General features: G+C 60.6%; 19 protein-coding genes. 5 read left to right on the top strand and 14 right to left on the bottom strand.

Features of this window, described 5'->3' with window-relative positions:
* The first annotated feature begins 103 nt into the window (after positions 1–103).
* On the top strand, positions 104–1,159 hold the full coding sequence (gene lipA / locus F568_RS0107065; protein WP_019018016.1) for a lipoyl synthase: 1,056 nt from the start codon (positions 104–106) through the stop codon (positions 1,157–1,159).
* A 132-nt stretch (positions 1,160–1,291) separates the two neighbouring features.
* Here the strand turns inward: lipA and lipB are convergent, their stop codons facing one another.
* From lipB to F568_RS0107010, 11 genes are all read right to left on the bottom strand, one after another.
* Positions 1,292–1,954 (bottom strand): lipoyl(octanoyl) transferase LipB, encoded by a 663-nt coding sequence (lipB, locus tag F568_RS0107060; RefSeq protein ID WP_019018015.1) that lies wholly within the window; start codon positions 1,952–1,954, stop codon positions 1,292–1,294.
* On the bottom strand, positions 1,954–2,265 hold the full coding sequence (locus F568_RS0107055; protein WP_019018014.1) for an HP0495 family protein: 312 nt from the start codon (positions 2,263–2,265) through the stop codon (positions 1,954–1,956). The genes lipB and F568_RS0107055 overlap by 1 nt, the downstream gene beginning before the upstream one ends.
* A 140-nt stretch (positions 2,266–2,405) precedes the next feature.
* On the bottom strand, positions 2,406–3,599 hold the full coding sequence (locus tag F568_RS0107050; protein WP_019018013.1) for a D-alanyl-D-alanine carboxypeptidase family protein: 1,194 nt from the start codon (positions 3,597–3,599) through the stop codon (positions 2,406–2,408).
* 39 nt (positions 3,600–3,638) lie between these two features.
* On the bottom strand, positions 3,639–4,688 hold the full coding sequence (locus F568_RS0107045; protein WP_019018012.1) for a septal ring lytic transglycosylase RlpA family protein: 1,050 nt from the start codon (positions 4,686–4,688) through the stop codon (positions 3,639–3,641).
* The gene (mltB, locus tag F568_RS0107040) at positions 4,685–5,716 is read right to left on the bottom strand and encodes a lytic murein transglycosylase B (protein WP_019018011.1); all 1,032 of its coding nucleotides are present in this window, start codon (positions 5,714–5,716) and stop codon (positions 4,685–4,687) included. The genes F568_RS0107045 and mltB overlap by 4 nt, the downstream gene beginning before the upstream one ends.
* A 73-nt stretch (positions 5,717–5,789) precedes the next feature.
* Complete coding sequence (gene rodA / locus F568_RS0107035; protein WP_019018010.1) at positions 5,790–6,935, bottom strand: rod shape-determining protein RodA; 1,146 nt, start codon at positions 6,933–6,935, stop codon at positions 5,790–5,792.
* Positions 6,922–8,817: a penicillin-binding protein 2 gene (mrdA, locus tag F568_RS0107030; protein WP_019018009.1), complete on the bottom strand. Its 1,896-nt coding sequence runs from the start codon at positions 8,815–8,817 to the stop codon at positions 6,922–6,924. Before mrdA ends, rodA begins: the two co-directional genes overlap by 14 nt.
* Positions 8,818–8,875: 58 nt before the next feature.
* Positions 8,876–9,343: a 23S rRNA (pseudouridine(1915)-N(3))-methyltransferase RlmH gene (gene rlmH / locus F568_RS0107025; RefSeq protein WP_019018008.1), complete on the bottom strand. Its 468-nt coding sequence runs from the start codon at positions 9,341–9,343 to the stop codon at positions 8,876–8,878.
* Complete coding sequence (rsfS, locus tag F568_RS0107020) at positions 9,340–9,702, bottom strand: ribosome silencing factor (RefSeq protein WP_019018007.1); 363 nt, start codon at positions 9,700–9,702, stop codon at positions 9,340–9,342. Before rsfS ends, rlmH begins: the two co-directional genes overlap by 4 nt.
* Positions 9,703–9,797: 95 nt before the next feature.
* Positions 9,798–10,457 carry a nicotinate-nucleotide adenylyltransferase gene (gene nadD / locus F568_RS0107015; RefSeq protein WP_026300381.1) on the bottom strand — a complete coding sequence of 220 codons (660 nt, stop codon included), beginning with the start codon at positions 10,455–10,457 and terminating at the stop codon, positions 9,798–9,800.
* Positions 10,444–11,730 carry a glutamate-5-semialdehyde dehydrogenase gene (locus tag F568_RS0107010; RefSeq protein WP_019018005.1) on the bottom strand — a complete coding sequence of 429 codons (1,287 nt, stop codon included), beginning with the start codon at positions 11,728–11,730 and terminating at the stop codon, positions 10,444–10,446. Before F568_RS0107010 ends, nadD begins: the two co-directional genes overlap by 14 nt.
* 142 nt (positions 11,731–11,872) lie before the next feature.
* On the opposite strand from F568_RS0107010, the gene F568_RS0107005 reads away from it, so the two are divergent.
* Genes F568_RS0107005 through F568_RS0106995 form a run of 3 tightly spaced genes read left to right on the top strand, consistent with a single transcriptional unit; the run spans position 11,873 to position 15,068 of the window.
* Positions 11,873–12,736, top strand: a complete 864-nt coding sequence (locus F568_RS0107005) for a hypothetical protein (RefSeq protein ID WP_019018004.1) — start codon at positions 11,873–11,875, stop codon at positions 12,734–12,736.
* On the top strand, positions 12,733–13,680 hold the full coding sequence (locus F568_RS0107000) for a GGDEF domain-containing protein (RefSeq protein ID WP_019018003.1): 948 nt from the start codon (positions 12,733–12,735) through the stop codon (positions 13,678–13,680). Before F568_RS0107005 ends, F568_RS0107000 begins: the two co-directional genes overlap by 4 nt.
* Positions 13,677–15,068, top strand: a complete 1,392-nt coding sequence (locus F568_RS0106995; RefSeq protein ID WP_019018002.1) for a DedA family protein — start codon at positions 13,677–13,679, stop codon at positions 15,066–15,068. Before F568_RS0107000 ends, F568_RS0106995 begins: the two co-directional genes overlap by 4 nt.
* 17 nt (positions 15,069–15,085) lie before the next feature.
* On the opposite strand, the gene F568_RS0106990 is transcribed toward F568_RS0106995, so the two are convergent.
* The 3 genes from F568_RS0106990 to mpl are packed head-to-tail and all read right to left on the bottom strand — an operon-like array spanning position 15,086 to position 17,695.
* A complete protein-coding gene (locus F568_RS0106990; protein ID WP_371827859.1) occupies positions 15,086–15,724 on the bottom strand; it encodes a LysE family translocator in 639 nt (212 codons plus the stop codon).
* Positions 15,706–16,335, bottom strand: a complete 630-nt coding sequence (locus F568_RS0106985; RefSeq protein ID WP_019018000.1) for a flavin prenyltransferase UbiX — start codon at positions 16,333–16,335, stop codon at positions 15,706–15,708. Before F568_RS0106985 ends, F568_RS0106990 begins: the two co-directional genes overlap by 19 nt.
* The gene (mpl, locus tag F568_RS0106980) at positions 16,328–17,695 is read right to left on the bottom strand and encodes a UDP-N-acetylmuramate:L-alanyl-gamma-D-glutamyl-meso-diaminopimelate ligase (RefSeq protein ID WP_019017999.1); all 1,368 of its coding nucleotides are present in this window, start codon (positions 17,693–17,695) and stop codon (positions 16,328–16,330) included. The genes F568_RS0106985 and mpl overlap by 8 nt, the downstream gene beginning before the upstream one ends.
* 246 nt (positions 17,696–17,941) lie before the next feature.
* On the opposite strand from mpl, the gene F568_RS0106975 reads away from it, so the two are divergent.
* Positions 17,942–19,201, top strand: coding sequence for a 6-phosphofructokinase (locus F568_RS0106975; RefSeq protein ID WP_019017998.1), 1,260 nt, complete (start codon positions 17,942–17,944; stop codon positions 19,199–19,201).
* The last annotated feature ends 6 nt before the right edge of the window (positions 19,202–19,207 follow it).

Raw genomic sequence — 19,207 nt, 5'->3', positions numbered from 1 at the left:
CGACGTGCCAGGCTGCCTGGAAACGCCGACCGACGCGCTCCCGGCGGCTCCGTGGCAGCGCAGTCTCGGCGTCATCGGCCGGCGAGCAGAGAGGCTCACAGCTATGAGCGACACCCCTTCCAAACGCGTCTCCAGCGGCGAAAAATACCGCAATGACCATGGCATAGCCGCCATCAAGGACGGCATGAAAGTGCGCAGTCGAGTCGAGGACGACGGCGGCGTCACCGGGCGCAAGCCTCAGTGGCTACGCGCTCGGATTCCCGGAGGCGAGCGCTTCGACGCCGTGAAGAGGAACGTGGCCGAGCATCGGCTCAGCACTGTTTGCGCCGAGTCCCACTGTCCGAACATGGGCGAATGCTGGAGCAATGGTACCGCCACCATCATGCTGATGGGTTCGGTATGCACCCGGGCCTGCCGTTTCTGCGCCGTCGATACCGGCAATCCTCGGGGCTGGCTCGATGTCGAGGAGCCGGCAAACACCGCCAAGTCAGTGGAACTCATGGGGCTGCGCTATGTGGTACTCACTTCCGTAGACCGCGATGATCTCCCGGACGGCGGCGCCGGTCACTACGCCGATTGCATCCGCGCCATCAAGGCGCGCACGCCTGAAGTGGCGGTAGAGGCCCTGACACCCGATTTCGACGGCGTCCCCAGCGCCATCGAACGGGTCGTCGACTCCGGTCTCGAGGTGTTCGCCCAGAACGTTGAGACCGTGGAGCGCCTGACCCAGCGCGTGCGCGACCCTCGCGCCGGCTATCGCAAGACGCTCGACGTCCTGGCCCATGCCAAGCGGCATCGCCCCGAGGTAATCACTAAAACCAGTTTGATGCTGGGGCTCGGCGAGACGGAAGAAGAAATCCTGACAACCTTCGATGACTTGCGCGCCATCGGCGTAGACATCGTCACGCTGGGTCAGTATCTACAGCCCACTCGTAATCACCTGCCGGTGGAGCGCTGGGTCACCCCGGAGGAGTTCGAGCGCTATCGCGTGCTGGGCCTGGAAAAGGGCTTCATGGAAGTGCCGTCCGGCCCTCTGGTTCGCTCCAGCTACCGGGCCGACCGAGTATTCGAGAAAAACAACCTCGGCCTGGCCGCCCCCGCCAAGGTACCCGGCCAAGAGACTGATCCGAACCGCATCGCAGCCATCAACGTCGGCTAATTGCACAACACCACAGACCACCTTCAAGCCACACTCGATAACGCATCACAACGGCCTCCACCGGCTCACTGAGCCGGTGGAGGCCGTATAGCTTCCATCGAGGCGATGAAAAAACGAAGGCAGTGATACCGCTTATACGCAGACGGAGCCGTCCAGTACAAGTTCCCGCCCCAGTTCCCGAACCAAACACTCGGCCAACTGCAGGGACACCTTATCGGTGTCGGGGCAGTCATCGACAAGATCGACGAGCCGTGTCATGGCCATGCCGGCATAGCCACAGGGGTTGATCCGCGAGAATGGCGACAGGTCGACATCGACATTGAGCGCCACGCCATGAAAGCTGGCGCCGCGCCGAATCCGCAACCCGAGAGATGCGATCTTGGCATCCGCCACATAGACTCCCGGCGCATCGGGACGGGCATGTGCCGTCACTCCATGCTCGGCAAGCAAAGTGATCACAGACTGCTCCAAGGCGCTAACCAGGTCACGGACACCTAGCCCTGCCCGCCGCACATCGAGAAGCGGATACAGCACCACCTGCCCCGGCCCATGGTAAGTCACTTGTCCACCCCGGTCGGTAGCCACTACCGGGATATCACCAGGCATGAGCAAATGCTCCGGCTTACCAGCCTGTCCCTGGGTGAATACCGGCTCGTGCTCCACCAGCCAGAACTGGTCAGGCGTCTGGGCATTGCGGGTATCGGTGAGTTCGCGCATGGCATGCCAGACAGGGGTATAGGGACGGCGCCCCAATCGATGTAAATAGACTGGCGGCATCCCGCCCTCACGCTCCATCACAGCACCATATGGACGCGCCCGGTGGCCTTGAGCGAGGCGAACAGAGCACGCAACTGATCGTTACCGGTGGCGGTAATGGTGACACGCACCGACTGAAACTTGCCATTACGGCTATCGACGACGCGCACACTTTCCCGGTCGAAGCCCGGAGAATGCGCTTCGACCACGTCGATCACGACGGTCTGGAAATCGTGAGCGGCGTCGCCCACGATCTTGATGGGATAATCACAGGGAAACTCAACCTTGGGCGCCTGTGGCGCCGACGGCGAGCCCGACATGCGGAGGTCCCGCAGCGACTTGTCGGTCATAGGATCACTCGGCAAATGGCATTTCCGAGTATTCTACTCAACCTATGCGCCTCTTACCAAGACCGGCTTCATCGGTGGGAAACGACGCCCGTCTTGGTAAGACTCAACGGCCAGCGGTCTAGGCCACTGGCCGCCTTCATTCAGTCGAACAGGCCAGTGAAGAATTGCAGCACCATGTCCCAGATACGCTTGAAGAAGCCTCCGTCTTCCACCGCTTCCAACGCAATGAGTGGCTGCTCCTTGACGCGCTCCTCGCCCAGGCTGATCTGCAGGGTACCGAGCTGCTCGCCGGCTTGAATCGGAGCCTTGATAGACTCCTGAATGTTGAGCTGCGCCGTCATCTGGTCACGCTTGCCCTGGGGCACGGTAAGATAGAGAGCTTCGCCAACCCCGACCCGAACGTTGTCCTTGCTCCCCCCCCATACGCGAGGCTCGTTGAGCACGGCCCCCTGCTCGTAGAGCTTGAAGGTTTCGAAGAAGCGGAAGCCATAGCTCAGCAACTTCTGGGTTTCCTGAGCCCGGGCTTCGTCGGAATTGGTTCCCATCACTACGGCAATCAGGCGCATGTCGCCCTTCTTGGCCGAGGCTACCAAACAATAACCGGCTTCATCGGTATGCCCCGTCTTCAAGCCATCGACTGTGGGGTCGCGCCACAGCAGGCGATTGCGGTTGGGCTGGCGAATATCGTTGTAGGTAAAATACTTTTCGGAATAGATCTGATAGTGGCCGGGAAAATCCTGAATGATGTGCTTGGCCAGGATTGCCAGATCTTGTGCCGACGCATAATGGTTCTCGTGAGGTAACCCGGTAGCGTTGACGAAGTGGCTGTTATGCATGCCCATTCGCTTGGCCTGCTGATTCATCAGATCGGCGAAGGACGATTCGCCCCCGGCGATATGCTCAGCCAGCGCCACACTCGCATCGTTGCCCGACTGGATAACCACGCCTTTGAGCAGGTCGGAGACACTGACCTGTGTTCCTTCACGGATAAACATGCGGGACCCGCCGGTACGCCAGGCATTCTCGCTGATGTTCACCATGTCGTCGGGGGAAATATTGCCAGCATCGATCTCATGCTCGACCAGGTAGGCCGTCATCATTTTTGTCAGGCTGGCTGGCGGCAATGGCTGATCGGCATCGTGCTCGACAAGCACTTCGCCGCTGTTGGCATCCATCAATATCCATGATGTAGCATTCAACGCCGGCGGCGAAGGAATCATGGTATCCGGAAGCGTCGTCTCCTGGGCCTGGACAGGCTGGATGAACAATGCACAAGCCGTGACCACGGCAGGAAGTAGACGCCAGGACAGGAACGGTAAAGCAGGCAATCTCATGGGGTTTCTCGTGGTTCGGGTCGATGAACGATGATCAGCTCAGTCGCTGGTTGTAATGGTAAAGGATTGCGCGTATCCCACGCGACGCAGTTCACTGCGTAATGCCTCGAGTTCGAGGGAGTCTCGAACCGGGCCAACCTGGACACGATGTAATCGCTCGTCGCTATCGATGCGCACCGGGCTGTCCAGTTCGTTCTGCAAACGGTCGCGCAGAGCCTGAGCGCCGGATGCCGAGCCGAGGGCCGCGACTTGCAGATAGACTTGCTGACTTGGCGACGCGCCGGCGGTATCGGTCTGGCGGGCTGCCGGCTGGGCGGCAGTACTCGCCGGCTGGGCGCTGCCGGACGCAGCGGCTGTGCCTGCCGGCGCCACGCTGGCAGCGCTAGCACTGGCGGAACTAGCCTGTGACATGCCCGACGGAGAATGATTGGCCGGCGGTGTAGCCTGGGCAAGCCTTGAGGCCGACGAGTTCGATGGCGATGTCTGCTTCTGCTGACGTTTCTGGTTGGCCTGCCAAACCACGGGGTCGATGGCCTCGACACGCACATGACCGGTGCCGTTGCGCAGGATGCCCAGACGAGCGGCAGCGGCATAGGATAAGTCGATGAGACGGTCATCATGAAAGGGGCCTCGATCGTTGACCTTGACGATCACCGAGCGATTGTTATCGACATTGGTGACACGCGCATAGGTCGGCAGAGGCAACGAGCGATGCGCGGCCGACATCTTGTACATGTCATAGATCTCACCACTGGCTGTGGCATAGCCGTGGAACTTTTCACCATACCAGGAGGCCTTCCCTCCCTGCTCGTAACCCTCGGCGCTGGGCAACACATGATACGTCTTGCCCCAGACTTCGTAAGTCGAACGGTTGCCGCTGCGTGACAACGGCTCGACACGAGGCACGGCATCCGGCACGTTGGACACATCAGGCGGCAGATCCGGATAGGCATCGCTATCCATGGCGTAACGGCCGCCACCGCTACTCTTGGCCCCACCTTCCTGTCCGCCTTGGTAACCGCCACCTCCACCAGCACAACCAGCCAACAGCGAGACGACTATTCCCACTCCCAGCAAACGAGAGTTCATGACTCTCCCTCCATGGCTGCACGGATACGCTCGGCCAGCGTGGTGACGGCCATGGCATAAAGATGACTATGGTTGTAACGGGTGATGACGTAGAAATTATGGTGACCGAGGCGATACTCCAGCTTGCCATCGGCAAAGTCCAATGCCACGGGAATGACCTGGGTGGTCTCACTCATCCCCTGCGCGCTGCCGACAGGCTCAATACCCTGCCCGGCCAGAGAGGCGAGCGAGACATAGGGCTTTTCGGTGCGATTAAAGGCGATACCTTCGGGCTGGGTGGCAGGCCCCGTAGCCTCGGAAACCACCGGTTGACCAGCTGTCCAGCCATGACGAGCAAAATAATTGCCGACACTACCGATCGCATCGACCGGGTTGTGCCACAAGTCACGCATGCCATCATCGTCGAAGTCGACAGCATACGCCTGGTAGCTGGTCGGGATGAACTGCGGATAGCCCATGGCACCCGCGTAGGAACCATCGAGGGTCAACGGATCGACCTGCTGCTCGCTGGTAATTTCCAGAAACGCAGCCAGCTCGCCACGGAAGAACGTTCCGCGGCGCGGGTGGTGGAAGGCCAGCGTGGCCAGCGAGTCGATGACGCGATGGCTGCCGGTATGTCTCCCATAGAAGGTTTCCACGCCAATTATCGCGGCAATTATTTCCGGAGGCACGCCGTATTGGGCTTCGGCCCGCTCAAAAGCCTCACGGTGAGCCTCAATGAAACTTACACCGGCCTCGATACGCTCGGGCTTGATAAAGATATTGCGGTACTCATCCCAGCGCAGGCGACGTTCTGCAGCACCCGACATGGCCTCAAGTACCGCCGGGCGATACTCGGCACGACTCAGCGCCAGTTCCAACCAGTCGCGATCCACCCCTTGGGAAGCTAGCTCGTCGACTAGGGCGCGTGCGCCCTCATGGCTGCCCGGGTCGAAACTTTCGGCACCGAATGCCGGCACCGCCAGCAACATGCTACCCGACACGAGCGTGGCAAGGGCCCGCTTTGCCTGACCAAAGGCTCCCCTCATCGTCTTGCGACTCCCCTGAAAATGCGCATTCGCTATCTCTGACACCGTGGTCGCGAGTGCCGCCGGAAGCCGGCTAACGTGGCAGCAGGCGACGATGGCTGTGAATCGACATGAGAATACCGAAACCGGCCAGCAAGGTCACGCTGGAGGTACCCCCGAAGCTGACCAGCGGCAACGGCACGCCCACCACAGGCAGGATGCCACTGACCATTCCGACATTCACGAACAGATAGATGAAGAATGTCAGCGTGATACTGCCAGCCACAAGGCGCCCATAAGTGTCCTGAGCGCGATTGGCGATGATCAGTCCTCGCATCACAATCATCAAGTAAAGAATCAGGATCAGCAGCATACCAATCAGGCCGAACTCTTCGCCCAGCACGGCAACAATGAAATCGGTATGCCGCTCAGGCAGGAACTCCAGTTGTGACTGTGTGCCCTGCGTCCACCCCTTGCCGCTGATACCGCCGCTGCCAATCGCCGTGGTCGACTGAATGATGTTCCAACCTGCCCCCAGCGGATCGCTTTCTGGATTCAGAAAAGTGAGTACCCGCTGACGCTGGTAAGTGTGCATGTTGAGCCACAACAATGGCAGTGCGGCTGCAGCCAACAGGGCGAGAAACCCAATCAAACGCCAGGAGAGCCCGGCCATCAACAACACGAAGATAGCGGCGCTGGCAACCAGCAATGACGTTCCAAGGTCCGGCTGCTTGGCGATCAGCACGACCGGCACAGCCAAGATTATCCCACATACCAAAATGTCCTTGAGTCCCGGCGGCAGTGGCCGGCGATGAAGGTAAGCGGCAATCATCATCGGCATCGCCAGCTTCATCAGCTCCGACGGCTGGAAACGCACCACGCCGGGAATCACCAGCCAACGCTGTGCCCCCATGCCTATGTCCCCCATAATCTCCACGGCGATCAACATGGCCAGCCCAGCAAGGTATAACGGCAGCGACCAGCGATATAGGGTAGTCGGAGACAGTTGCGCCAGTATCACCATCGCTGACAGCGCTACCCCGAAGCGCATCATTTGGCCCTCAACCACGGCCAGGTTCTGTCCGCTGGCGCTATACAGCACGACCAGGCCGCTTACCAACAGCACCAGCAGCAGGCCCAGCAACCAGGGGTCAATGTGGATCCGCTCCCACACGCTACGGCGTCGCTTCATCGCGCGTCCACGGCTGGCCTGGAGCAGGGCCGACTCATTCGGTTTCATGAATCTCGTGCTCCTCGGTGGCTTCGGCTGCCGCTTCCAGGCTTTCATCGTGCGGTAACAGCCAGGCGTCCAGCAGTTGACGCGCCAGAGGTGCTGCGTGGCTACTACCACCCCCGGCATTCTCGATAATCACGGCCAAGGCGATCTTAGGATCCTCGATGGGTGCGAACGCGGTGAACAGCGCATGATCGTGCAGGCGCTCCTCGAGCTCCGCCGCGTTATAACGCTCATCGTTCGAAAGCGTGAAAACCTGTGCAGTCCCCGATTTGCCGGCCATGCGATAGGCCAGGTTTTGACCGGAGCGGCGTGCTGTTCCTTCGCTTCCGGTCATGACGTCTTCCAAGGCGCCGTTGACAAGATTCCACCACTGCTCGTTGGATAGCTCAATATCCTCCTTCAGCTTGGGTGGTTTGACCGCTTCGCCGTCGATTTGCTTGGCCAAGTGCGGCGTAACCCACTCACCGCGGTTCGCCAGTACTGACATGGCCGTTGCCATTTGCAACGGCGTGGCCAGCCAGTAACCCTGACCGATACCCACCGACAGGGTTTCACCAGGGAACCAGACCTGCCCGTGACGCTCACGCTTCCACTCACTGGAAGGCATCAGGCCACTGGCTGCGCCATAAACGTCGTAGCTGGTCTCCTCGCCGAAACCAAACCGATTCATGAAAGACGCCAGACGATCGATCCCCAGGTCATGGGCCAGGTTATAGAAATACGTGTCGTTGGAAACCACAATGGCACGGCGCATGTCGACTCGCCCATGCCCCCAGCGCAACCAGTTATGGTAACGCCGGTCAAATCCCGGCAGTTTGTAAAAGCCCGGGTCGTAGACGGTCTTAGTGGGTGTAGTGACGCCATTCTCGAGCCCCGCCAACGCCACATAAGGCTTGACTGTGGATGCCGGCGGGTACTGTCCACGAATCGACCGATTATACAGCGGCAGGTCGGGATCGTTCTGCAGCCCCCGGTAATCCTGGTAACTGATTCCGGTCACGAACAGGTTGGAATTGAATCCCGGCGACGACACCATGGCAAGAATTTCACCGGTCTTCGGCTGGATGGCCACGATCGAGCCACGCCGCCCGTCCAGCAACTGATAGGCGAGCTTCTGCAGGCGCTTGTCAATAGACAGCACAATGTCCTTGCCGGGTGAGGGATCGGTGCGCCCCAGCTCCCTCAGGACACGACCGCGGGCGTTGGTTTCGACCTTGCGCAGACCGGCCTCGCCATGCAGGACTGCCTCATATTCTTTTTCCACGCCGGTCTTGCCGATGAAGTGAGTCCCCGCATAGTCGCCCTTGTCGAGATTCGCCAGCTCTTCGGCATTGATGCGCCCCACATAGCCGACCACATGCGACATGATGTCGGTATCCGGGTAGTAACGCAGCAGTTGCGCCTCGACCTCGATGCCGGGCAAACGAAAACGGTTGATGGCCAACTGGGCAATCTGCTTTTCGTTGAGCTCGCTCATCAGCAAGGCAGGCTGGAATGGGCGCTGACGCTGACGCGAACGCTCCTTGAATACCGCGACCTGATCCTCGGGCAACTCAAGGATATCTACCAGTAACTGCAGCGTCTCCTCCAGATCACCGACCCGCTCGGGCACAATGGTCAGGTTGTAAGTCGGCCGGTTTTCGGCCAGCAGCATACCGTTGCGATCCAGCAGCAGGCCACGAGTCGGCGGTAACGGCTCGACGCGTACGCGGTTCTTGTCCGATCGAGTGATATAGATGTCATGCTGAACCACTTGCAGATAGACAAGGCGGGTCACTAGCCCGCCTGTCATCAGCACCACCACCAAGGCAGCCAGCAGTGAACGGTTACGAAAGACGCGAACTTCCTGCTCAGTGTCCTTTAGGGTCTCACGGCGTTTACGCATGCAGGAAGAACATCTCAGACTCGTGCTTGGGAAAAAGGACAGACGTATACATCAGAATTCAACGGTGATAGGGATGTCCAACCAAAAGCGTCCAGGCACGATAGACCTGCTCGGCCAGCACCAACCGCACCAACGGATGAGGCAGTGTCAGGGGAGACAGCGACCAGCGCTGGTCCGCACTGGCGGACAACCCAGGCTCGAGGCCATCCGGGCCGCCCACTAGCAGGGCAACGTCAGTACCGGCATGCCGCCAACGATCTGCCTCGCTCGCCAGACGCTCGGTACTCCAGGACTGCCCTTGGACTTCCAAGGCAACGAGGCGTTCATTACCACGCAGACGCTCGCGCATGCGTTGGCCTTCCTGGGCCACAGCGCGAGCCACGTCGGTGTTCTTGCCGCGGTTACCGGGTGCGATCTCGATAATCTCCAGCGCAAAGTCGCGCGGCAAGCGCTTGCGGTACTCCTCGACCCCTTGCTCAACCCAGGCGGGCATACGGTTGCCTACGGCGAGCAGGCGAATTTTCATGCCTGGCCCCCGCGCGCCTCCTGCTCGACATCGCTGGGCAGATCGGCCCACAGGCGTTCGAGATCATAGAGACGGCGGGCATCGGGCATCATGACGTGAACCACGACATCCCCCAGATCGATGAGCACCCAGTCCGCGCCGGCATGCCCCTCGACACCCAGCGGACGGACACCGGCCTCCTTGGCCCTATCCATCACATTATCGGCCAAGGCGGCCACATGGCGTGTCGACGTCCCACTGGCCACCAGCATGGTGTCGGTGACACTGGTCAACGCCGAGACGTCGAGTTCGGCGATATCCTGTCCCTTGAGCTCCTCAAGGGCATCTACCGCCAAGGTCTTGAGCGATTCGATGTGCATAGCTCCTCATGATTGACTTACGGCTACACGTAGCGATTACCGGAGCCAATAGCCAGGTACAACTACGTCCTGGCATTTTACCTCGATAGCCACCGTTAACGGTAAAGATTGCGTGTTTGAATGAAGCTTTCCACCCTTTCGGGCACTAGATAGCGGATGCTTTGGCCGTCACTCAGGCGCTGGCGCACCTCGGTAGCAGAAATGGCCATGCGACTGGGCAGCGCCAGACGCAGGACACCGCCCGCGGGTTGGGCGAACAAGGCCTCGGCATCCTCCACCTCTCTCCCAGCCAACAGCTCCCGCAGCGCCACGGGTAACTCGGCAGCATGTCCCGGTCGCTCGATCACCACCACGTGGGCGAAATCAAATAATCGCTCGGGCGCATGCCATTCGGCCAGCTTGAGAAAAGCGTCGTGCCCGACCACCATGACCAGACGTGCCGACTCGCCGAGCTCCACCCGCAACTGGGCCAGCGTGTCGACGCTGTAAGATGGCCCTTCACGTAGCAACTCACGGCCATCGGCCACCAGGCCGGACGTGTCGCCGATGCCCGCCTCAAGCATCGCCAGCCGATCGGCGGCACTTACCCCCGGCGCCTCGCGGTGCGGCGGCACACGGGCTGGCACCATGAGCACTTTATCGAGTTTCAAAGCCTCGTAAAGTTCCACAGCGCTACGTAGATGCCCGAGGTGCACAGGATCAAAAGTTCCTCCCAGCATGGCAACCCTGGCGTGCCGAAACTCAGTCGCGGACATGCCCATCACCCAGCACGACATATTTACGCGTCGTTAGCCCTTCCAGCCCCACAGGCCCACGAGCGTGCAGCTTATTGGTTGAAATACCGATTTCCGCACCCAGACCGTACTCAAACCCATCCGCAAAGCGCGTCGATGCATTGACCATCACCGAACTGGAATCGACTTCCGCCAGGAAGCGGCGCGACAATGTATAGGATTCGGTGACAATGGCATCAGTGTGATGAGAGCCGTAGCGCTCGATATGAGCGATTGCCTCATCGACTCCATTGACGATGCGCACCGCCAATACCGGGGCCAGATATTCTGCATACCAGTCATCCTCACTGGCTGCCGTCACGCCCGGCAACACCTCACGGGTACGCTCGCAGCCACGCAGTTCGACGTCATGCTCGGCATAGGCCGCCGCCAGCTTGGGCAGCAATCCGGCAGCAACGGGGGCATCGATAAGCAGGGTTTCCATCGTATTGCAGGTGCCGTAGCGGTGGGTCTTGGCATTGACTGCAATTGCCAGCGCCTTACCGAGATCCGCACTGGCATCCACATAGACATGACAGACGCCATCGAGATGCTTGATGACCGGCACCTTGGCCTCGCGGGAAATTCGTTCGATCAGGGATTTGCCACCACGCGGAATGATTACATCCACGTATTCTGGCATGCTTATCAGGTAGCCCACTGCTTCCCTATCGGTTGTCGCCACGACCTGAACTGCCGCTTCCGGTAAGCCGGCCTCGGCCAGGCCACGGGCTATGCAGGCAGCAATTGCCGCGTTGCTTTCGCGCGCTTCCGAGCCTCCCCGTAGAATACAGGCATTACCAGACTTGAGACATAGGCTGGCCGCCTCGACCGTGACGTTGGGCCGCGACTCGTAGATGATGCCGATGACGCCCAACGGGACACGCATCTGGCCAACCTGTATGCCGCTCGGCCGCGAGTGCAGCCCATCGATTTCGCCGACCGGATCCGGGAGAGCAGCAACCTGCTTAAGCCCTTCGACCATGGCGTCGATGCGGCCTTGGGTCAGTGCCAACCGATCCAGCAGTGCGTCATCCAGGCCCGATGCCCGGCCGCGTTCGAGGTCACGGGCATTGGCATCGATCAGTGCCGGTCGCTCCGCTTCGATCTGACGAGCCATGGCTAGCAGAGCAGCATTCTTGCGTCCGGTATCGATGCGGCGCATGGCCGCACTTGCCTGGCGTGCCGCATCACCGAGCTGTTCCATGTAGGCGCCGATATCGTCGCCGGGGGTAGCCAATGCGTGTCGTGACATCCGGGAAAACTCCATGCCATCCCCACCAGTTGCGTGGTCAGGGAGCGTTATTTCAGTGAAACCCGAAGATACGTATCGTCGGAGACAGGATAGGTATCGTAAAGTGTGCGCTATTCGAAAGGGGGAACAATAGTAAGTTACTATGGAGAGCAAGTTCAAAGAAGGGCTCTATCGGCTCACATTGCTGCTTACGGCCACGGCCATACTGCTTCTGGCCCTGACACCCCAGGATACCCTGTCCCGGGTGGTCCTGATCTTGTGCGGCCTAGGCATAGGCAGTGTCGGCGTGGGCTATCGTCGGCTACCCGCCCTGCCCGATACCGCCGCCCCCACCTTCCTCGCGCTACTGCTGACGTCGCTGCTATGGCTCTCCCCTGAACGGCATGCCATGTGGCTATGGGGATGGGCCGCAGTCATCGCCATGCCGCAACCGGTGTTACTGATGCTGTTGCACAGCGCTCTGGCTGCCTCATGCCTGTGGCAGGTGTCGCATCTTACCGGCATGACGGCAGAGAGCATCCTCACCGGTCTCCTGCTGGTCGCCCTGATGCTGCTGGGCTTGGCACGCCATCTGGGCCTACTGACGCTCTGGCGCGGCGTATCGAGCCGTACCCGATTGCTGGAACACCTACTGCTTTGGTCGGGCGCCCAGCTAAAATCCGACCTGAACCTGGAAACGATGCGCTGTGAGCGTGAGGGCAGTCACGGGGAACTATTACTGCTACGCTCCCCAAGCAATTGCCAACCGGCACTGGCCGAGGCATTGATCGCCAGTACCCGCAGTTACGAGTCCTGTTATCAGGCCGACGGACAAACTCTGGCCGCGCTGCTTATCAATCGTAATGCCAAGGAAGCGACCCTGCGCCGGAATACGCTGCTCGCCAGCCTGCCATCTCCCTTTCAGGCGCGATTCATTACGCTCGCCCCTGCATTGTCGCTGGAAACCCAACTGGCCGCCCTGGAACGTCAGGAAAAGCCGGTCATCGTTCTTGAGGAAAACAAGTGAAGCCGCGTACGAAAGGCCAACGCTGGCCATCGTTTCTGTTCGTACTGGTTTATGCCATTGGCGCCGTCTTGCTGGCCGCTTATGCGATCTGGCATTACCTAATGGGTGCCTACAATGACATCCTGGTGCCCGCCTCGATGTCCGTGCTGCTGTCAGGTGCCATCTTCCTGCGCTTCGCCAACCACGACTACCGCCACCTTTCAGCCTATCTGGCCCTGATCAGCTGTTATCTGCTGATTGCCATGGAACTCCCCCGTCAGGAGCTCGCCCTACTGTGGATGGGCCTGCCGCCGGTGCTCACGCTTCTACTGCTGCCTCTGGGCTCGGCGCTGCTCCTGAATCTGACGCTGATGCCCGTCTGGCTAGCCCTGCTAGGCACCGACCTACCGCTATTCGAGACAGGTCTGTATTACCTCGCCCTGGTCGGCTTTGGCACGCTGCCCGGTTGGATGCGACACCGTCGTGCAGCGATGCTGCGCGCCACAGAGCCCAGCGACGCTCAATGTGATGCGCTTTCCCGTAAAGTCATTACCGAACGACTCACCGCGGAAGTCGATCGCGCCCGCGCCATGCGTCGTCCCATGGCGGCGCTGGTAATTCACCTGCCACAACTGGAAATGGCAGATGAACAGTTCGGTCCTGTCCTGCTGCATACGCTATTGGCTCGGGTATGCCAGACCATCCGTGAGAGCTGTCGTCACCACGACCTGCTCGGCCGGCACCAGCCCACCCTGTTCTGGCTGCTGCTGCCGGATACCGGTGAGGCTGGCGCCCTTATTGTCCGCGACCGTGTGATGCGCGCCCTGAACCGTGAGGTATTTGCCGAGACTGGCGCGATACAGGCCCGGATCCATGCTTGCTATCTTCATCCGGGAGAAACCACAACTCATTTCGAACAGCGGCTGCTCACGGCCGGCCTCAAACTGATGGAGCCCTCGCCTTGAATCTCGGGAGCTGGCTTTATGGCCTGGCTCCCTCGCCAGGCTGGCTGCTTGTCGTCATTCTCGTGATAGCACTGACCGAGTCCTTGGCGGTGGTCGGCCTGGTAATTCCCGGTGTCGTCCTGATGACTGCTGCTGCCTCGCTGGCCGGTCATTACGACCTGTCGATACCCCTGGTCCTGCTCTTTGCCTTTGTCGGCGCTGTAATCGGCGATGGCGCCAGCTTCCTGCTCGGCTACACCCAGCGTGAGCGTATTCCGGCTCTCTGGCCGTTCAAGCAGCATCCCGAGTGGTTGTCCCGAGGTGCACGCTTCTTTCAGCGCTATGGCATATTGTCGGTACTCATCGGGCGTTTCGTCGGTCCGGTGCGCCCCATTGTGCCGATGATCGCGGGAATGATGCGCATGTCGCCGATCACCTTCGCCTGGTCCAATGTAGGCTCTGCTCTAATATGGGCACCGGCCTATGTGCTTCCCGGCTACCTGCTGGGGCGCACCTGGCAACAGTTTTTGACCCTGCCTCCGGGCAGCGATCGTTGGCTTATCCTGCTGGCCGCCATTGTTATCGTACTCGCACTAGCCTTTTCCCTGCTGCGCCACCAGTTGGCACGTGAAGGTAGAATCTATCGTCGCCTCGCCTACTTCGCCAGTCAGAGCGGCTGGCGGCGGCGGCTCTGGCACACTCTGCGCCTCTCCTATCCGGGCGGCGAGTTTCCCCTGGCTTCACTGGTCCTGTTGCTGATCAGCCTGACAGCACTGAGCGGTTGGACCTTATGGGCGCTGGATCAAGGCCCCCCTCTGACCATCGACCATCAACTGCAGGGATTCATTGATGCCTTCTCCGGCCCCCTGCTGCTTCAGTTGGCAGCGTGGCTGGCCGAGGCCGGCGATGTGCTGGGTAGAACGGTACTGGCTTTGCCATGGATACTCTGGCTACTGCTGCGTGGGCAGATTGCCGCTCTGCTGCATTTACTGGGAGGCCTCGGCGCCATCACGCTGGCCAATGCCCTGTTCAGACAGTTGTCTTTAGGCACAACCCTCGACACCTCGACGATAGACTATCCCAGCGAACTGATCTCAGCTTCGGTTGTGCTGAGCGGGCTAATGGCGGCCTATGTCTCGGAAACATTGGCGTCACGTTTTCGAGCTATTGCCTATTGGATCGCCATTCTTGTCAGCCTAGCCATGGGTCTGGCTTGCCTGTTGCTCGACATTGCTTGGTTCAGCGGTTTGGTGGGAGGTGCCCTGCTAGGCCTGACGCTCTGCGCCTTCATTCGCGTCAGCTACCACTTCTTTGCGGTACAGCCTCCGGCACGGCCGCCCTGGATTCCCCTGGGCCTTGCCTCGTTGATGCTGGGTATGGCGCGTATCGTCTGGCTTCCACCAGCCTAGCTGGCCATCAGCCCCCATCATCCCAATGCGAGCCACACACCGACGCCGATCATCAATGTCCCCGCGATGCGGTTGAGCAGACGCACACTGCCGCCCCTGGCCAGCAGATGACTCGCGGTGCGCCCGCCACCGGCATATAGCAGCAGACAGAAGAATTCCAGGGTCAGGATCATGGCGACGAGGATCGCCAGCTGCGAGGCCAGCGGCAGCGAGGCATCGAGGAACGGCGGCAACAGCGCAATGAAAAAGGCCCAGCCCTTGGGATTGGCTACCGCCGTGACAAAGCCCTGGGTCAGCAGTTGGGTACGTGACACTGAGGTACTTTCACGCGGCTCGGTAGGGATCGCCATACGTCCACGTGAGCGCCACATCATGATGCCTAGATAAGCCAGATAGGCGCCGCCCAACCATTTGAAAGCCATAAAGAGCTCGGGCTGGCGCAGCATTAGTGTCGCCACGCCGGCACCGGCGGCCACTGCCACCAACCCCACACCGACGAGCTCGCCAGCCATCATCCAAAGTGCCCGACGCACTCCGACGGTCATGCCCAGCACCATCGACAACGTCATGCACATGCCTGGAGTCAGCGAGACCAGGAAGAACGTGGGAATGAATACAGACAGCAGCGACAGATTGATCACACCGGTTCTCCCCATCGTGGCATGAGTTGATGATCGATTCCCAACTGGTTAAGGATCCGCGCCACGATGAAATCAATCATCGCCGCGACGCTGTCGGGGCGGTGATAGAACCCTGGCGCTGCCGGCAGGATGACTGCACCCAACTGACTCAACTTGAGCATATGCTCCAGGTGTATGGCCGAAAATGGCGTCTCGCGTGGCACCAGGATCAGTTGGCGACGCTCCTTGAGCGCGACATCTGCGGCCCGCTCAATGAGGTTGTTGCTGGCGCCCGTCGCCACGGCCGACAGTGTGCCGGTGGAACATGGGCAAATGACCATCGAGGCCGGCGCGCCAGAGCCCGACGCAACAGGAGCCATCCAATCCTCGCGACCGAAGCAGCGGATCTGGCCAGGCGCAGCCGCACAGCGACCACTCAATGCCTCGACCAGCCGGGCCGGTTGCGCGGGCAACTGCTCGTCGGTCTCGGTGGCGATGACCATGTGCGCCGCCTTGGATATCATTACCCATACCTCATGATTGGCGGCCACCAGACACTCGATCAGACGCAACCCGTACTGGGCCCCCGACGCCCCGGTCATGGCAACGGTCACCGGCGCAGCAAAGCCTGCAGGTGTATCAGCCATACCGACGCTCCAGCGCAGCCAGCAGCTTGTCGTGAATGCCACCGAAGCCGCCATTGGACATGACAACGATGCGATCGTTGCGACGCGCCTGACTCACCACGGCATCGACCAACGCATCGATATCCTCGATACGACTGGCCGGGACCGGGCTCGCCGCCAGGATGCCATCCAGCGACCAATCGAGCCCAGGGGGCTGATACCACCACACGATATCGGCATCCGACACGCAGGCAGCCAGGCGATCCTTCAACGTGCCAAGACGCATGGTATTGGAGCGCGGTTCGATGACGGTCAGGAGCCTGCCCAGCGGCGTAGCGGCACGCAGCCCTTTCAAAGTAGTTGCAATGGCCGTGGGATGATGGGCGAAATCGTCGATTATCTGGATGCCAGCCACCTCGCCACGGATCTCCTGGCGCCGACGCGGTGTCTCGAAGCGTGCCAGTGCCGCACAGCCCCGCGCCAGGTCTACGCCACAGGCTGCCGCGGCTGCCAGCGCCGCCAGTGCGTTACGCGCGTTATGCTCACCGGTCAGAGCCCAGTCGACTACAGCGTCCTCGCTCCCATGAATCACCCGGAAACGACTGGCGTCGTCACGCTCCAGGATGAAACGCCAGTCGCTGTCCTCGCTGCCACCAAAGCGCCCTACCTGCGACCAACACCCCATGTCCAGCACACGATCAAGCGCCGGTTCTTCATCGGCTACCAGCAACTGCCCCTGGCCAGGTATCGTACGCACCAAGTGGTGGAACTGGCGCTCTATCGCCGTCAGGTCAGGGAAGATATCGGCGTGATCGAATTCGAGATTGTTGAGCACAGCCACGTCGGGACGGTAGTGAACGAACTTGGAGCGCTTGTCGAAGAACGCGGTGTCATATTCATCGGCCTCGACCACGAAGGGCGCCTGCTCACTTCCCAGGCGAGCCGAGATACCAAAATTGCGCGGTACGCCCCCGATCAGAAACCCCGGCGCCAGCCCCGCCGACTCCAGCAACCAGGCCAGCAGGCTGGCCGTAGTGGTCTTGCCGTGGGTTCCGGCCACCGCCAGCACCTGCCGCCCCGGCAGGACGTGCTCGGCCAGCCACTGGGGGCCCGAGATATACGGCAGTTTGGTATCGAGCACGGCCTCGACTTCGGCGTTGCCACGCGACAGGGCGTTGCCGATGACCACAAGGTCGGGTCGTGGCTCGAGATTGGCTGCCCGGTAACCGTCGCAGAGGGTTATGCCCGCCGCTTCGAGTTGCGTGCTCATCGGCGGGTAGACGTTGGCATCGGAGCCGCTGACGTGGTGACCCAGTTCTCGAGCCAACAGCGCCAAGCTGCCCATGAAGGTGCCACAGATACCAAGGATATGGACGTGCATGAGGCCTCTCGCCTTATAGATCCGAGCGTCATCGTGCGTTGCGCCAGGCGCCGAAGGTGACGACAATGCCTCGGCCTGAACGGCACGGTTACAAACGCGTGAGACTAGCATGGCCGGCAACACAGCCACCAGCAACCAGGCCTATCACGCTTGCTGCTGCCGTGCAGCATGTATCGCTTTCGGCTATCATAAGCCCCAAATCCCCTTCTTTTCTAAGTAAAAAATCCAGGAGCAAAGGAAGCCCTCATGGCAAAGTACAATGCCTTCTATGCCCAGTCCGGTGGCGTCACAGCGGTCATCAATGCCAGCGCTTGCGGCGTGATCGAAACATGCCGCCGCGAGTCGGATCGCATCGGCAAGGTGTATGCCGGCCGTAGCGGCATCATCGGTGCCCTTACCGAGGACCTGATCGATGTTTCCCAGGAATCCGACGACGCCATTGCCGCGCTGCGCCACACCCCAGGAGGCGCCTTTGGCTCGTGCCGTTACAAGCTGAAAGACATCGAGACTCACCGTGCCCAGTACGAGCGGCTGATCGAGGTGTTCAAGGCCCATGATATTCGCTACTTTTTCTATAATGGTGGAGGTGACAGCGCCGATACCTGCCTCAAGGTTTCCCAGCTTTCCGAGAAGCTCGGGTATCCGCTAACGGCGATCCACGTACCCAAGACCGTCGATAACGACCTGCCTATCACCGACAACTCGCCGGGCTTCGGTAGCGTGGCCAAGTACATCGCCACCTCAACCCGCGAGGCCGCGCTCGACATCGCCTCCATGTGTGCCACTTCGACCAAGGTATTCGTTCTCGAGGTGATGGGTCGCCATGCCGGTTGGATCGCTGCCGCCGGCGCCCTGGCCGGAAGCGGTGAGGGCGAACCACCGCATATGGTCATCTTCCCCGAAATCGCCTTCGACCGCGCCGCGGTCATGGCCCGGGTCGAAGAAGCCGTCAAGAAGTATGGTTATTGTGTGATCGTGGTGTCCGAGGGTGCCCGCTATGAGGACGGCACCTTCCTGGCCGACGCCGGCAACACCGATGCCTTTGGTCATCGTCAGCTGGGCGGCGTTGCCCCGACTCTGGCCGGCATGATCAAGCAGGATCTGGGTTACAAGTACCACTGGGCGGTGGCCGACTACCTGCAGCGCGCCGCGCGCCACCTGGCTTCGAAGACCGATGTCGAGCAATCCTATGCAGTCGGCAAGAAGGCCGTGGAGCTGGCGCTCGAAGGTAAAAACGCCATGATGCCCGCCATCAAGCGGGTCAGCGACAGCCCTTATGAGTGGAGCATCGAGGCGGCGCCGTTGGCGGAGGTCGCCAACCAGGAAAAGTTCATGCCGCGCGACTTCATTCGTGAGGATGGTTTCGGCATCACCGAGGCCTGTCGTCGCTACCTGACACCGCTGATTCAGGGCGAGGACTTTCCGCCATTCGAGAACGGTCTGCCCAAGGTGGCCAAGCTGAAGCTGGCTCGAGTAGAACGCAAGCTGCCGGCTTTCGAGCTGTAAGGCACC

This window comes from Modicisalibacter luteus DSM 23508 (assembly GCF_000378505.1).
GTDB classification, from domain to species: Bacteria; Pseudomonadota; Gammaproteobacteria; order Pseudomonadales; family Halomonadaceae; genus Modicisalibacter; species Modicisalibacter luteus.
This window is presented reverse-complemented; position numbering and strand designations above follow the sequence as displayed.